Source organism: Salinimicrobium profundisediminis, from assembly GCF_026241755.1.
In the GTDB taxonomy this organism is placed as follows: Bacteria; Bacteroidota; Bacteroidia; order Flavobacteriales; family Flavobacteriaceae; genus Salinimicrobium; species Salinimicrobium profundisediminis.
In genome coordinates this window covers 1-2,146 of the sequence record NZ_JAPJDA010000084.1, presented here as the reverse complement: position 1 = coordinate 2,146, position 2,146 = coordinate 1, and the positions used below count along the sequence as shown (strand labels likewise).

The window sequence follows — 2,146 nt, the reverse complement described above, 5'->3', positions numbered from 1 at the left end:
TCCCGTTTAATGGCAGCTACATCATCTATCTTGAAGTTATATCTTCTTCCTTTAGGCAGGCCTTTATATTATATATAATCTCCAAAACAGACCAGGGAGGATATTTTGTTTCTAATAAACTTATATTTCCTTATAGCCAAAATGAACAAGTGCAATATGATCAATCTTTAAACAAGCGATTTGGAAAATATATAATGAAACAGGCCAGTCAAAACCAATTTAATAAATGAAATACAGTCTTTTAGCACAGAATAGGATGAGACGCTGATAAAAATATCGGAAAATAGCAGGAATTTTCGCAGTAAAGGAGAAGTAACCTATAGTGCTATTGTTAAAATTACCATTACTATTTATCGCATTATTTACTGGAGGGGACAATACAATGACAAATGAAACTGCCGCTGTGCAAAAATTGCCGGCCAGAAGTGAAATCGCAGTTGAAGATACTTGGAGGCTAGAAGATATTTTTGAGACAGATGAGGTTTGGGAAAAGGAATTTAAAGCAGTTGAAGCTTTAATACCTGAAGCATCCAAGTATGAAGGTAAGCTTGGTGAAAGTGCAGACGTATTATATGAAGCGCTTCAGTATCAAGATCATTTGCTTTCAAGATTAAGCAAGCTCTATACATATGCTCATATGAAATATGATCAGGATACAACTAATTCGAAGTATCAGGGAATGGAAGACAGAATTAAAACTGTATACTCGAAAGCAGGCGCTGCACTGGCTTATGTTGTGCCAGAACTTCTTGCCATTGAAGAAAAAAAGGTAGAGGGCTTTTTAGAGGAAAAAGAAGAGCTCAAGCTTTATAAGCAAGCTCTTGATGAAATTAATTTACAGCGTCCACATGTGTTATCAGCCGAGCAGGAGGCTTTGCTTGCCCAAGCGTCAGAAGTGCTTGGGGCATCCAGCAATACATTTGGAGCACTGAATAATGCCGATCTTGAATTCCCGGCTATTAAAGATGAAAACGGCAATGAGGTGGAGGTCACACATGGCCGTTACGTGCGCTTCTTAGAGAGTGATGACCAACGGGTGCGCCATGATGCATTTAAGGCAGTATACGGCACATATGGACAGTTTAAAAATACCTTTGCAAGTACTTTAAGCGGAAATGTGAAAAATCATAACTTTAATGCTCAAATCAGGAAATATGAATCAGCAAGACAAGCAGCACTTGCCAATAATAATATCCCAGAGAGTGTTTATGATAACTTAGTCAGCACAATCAATGATAACCTTCACCTGTTGCACCGCTATGTAAAACTGCGCAAGAAAGTCCTTGGATTAGAGGAATTGCATATGTATGATCTCTATACACCTCTAGTAAAGGATGTAAAGATGGAGGTTTCATATGATGAGGCGAAGGAGCATATCTTAAAGGGGCTTGCACCATTAGGAGAAGACTATTTAAATGTGCTCAAAGAGGGCTTTGAAAACCGCTGGGTGGATGTACACGAGAATAAAGGGAAAAGAAGCGGTGCTTATTCATCAGGAACTTATGGGACAAATCCATATATACTAATGAACTGGCAGGATAATGTAAATAATCTGTTTACTCTAGCTCATGAATTTGGTCATTCTGTACACAGTTATTACACAAGAAAAAACCAGCCATATCCATACGGAAATTATTCAATTTTTGTTGCTGAGGTTGCATCCACATGCAATGAAGCTCTTTTAAATGATTACTTGCTTAAGACAATTGATGATGACAAGAAGCGTCTGTATCTCCTAAATCATTTCCTTGAAGGATTCAGAGGTACTGTTTTCCGTCAAACGATGTTTGCCGAATTTGAACATTTAATTCATGAGAAGGCTCAAAACAATGAAGCATTAACAGCAGAATCATTGACTGAAGCTTATTATGAATTAAATAAAAAATATTTCGGGGAAGAAGATATCATTATTGACGAAGAGATTGGTCTTGAATGGTCTAGAATTCCTCATTTCTATTACAACTATTATGTTTATCAATATGCTACAGGCTATAGTGCCGCTACAGCACTAAGCAAGCAAATTTTAGAAGAGGGACAGCCGGCAGTCGATCGCTATGTCGAATTCTTAAAAGCTGGAAGCTCTGATTATCCTATTGAGGTTCTGAAAAAAGCAGGCGTTGATATGACCAGCAAGCAAGCTATTGAA

Annotated in this window: 2 protein-coding genes; both read left to right on the top strand. The window is 37.7% G+C overall.

Going from position 1 to position 2,146, the window contains the following annotated elements; all coding sequences use genetic code 11:
• Window positions 1-230: hypothetical protein (locus OQ279_RS18665; protein ID WP_266071375.1), on the top strand; the 230-nt coding region annotated here is incomplete at its 5' end.
• Between the two features lie 98 nt (window positions 231-328).
• A partial coding sequence (gene pepF / locus OQ279_RS18660; RefSeq protein ID WP_266071374.1) for an oligoendopeptidase F occupies window positions 329-2,146 on the top strand: 1,818 nt, incomplete at its 3' end.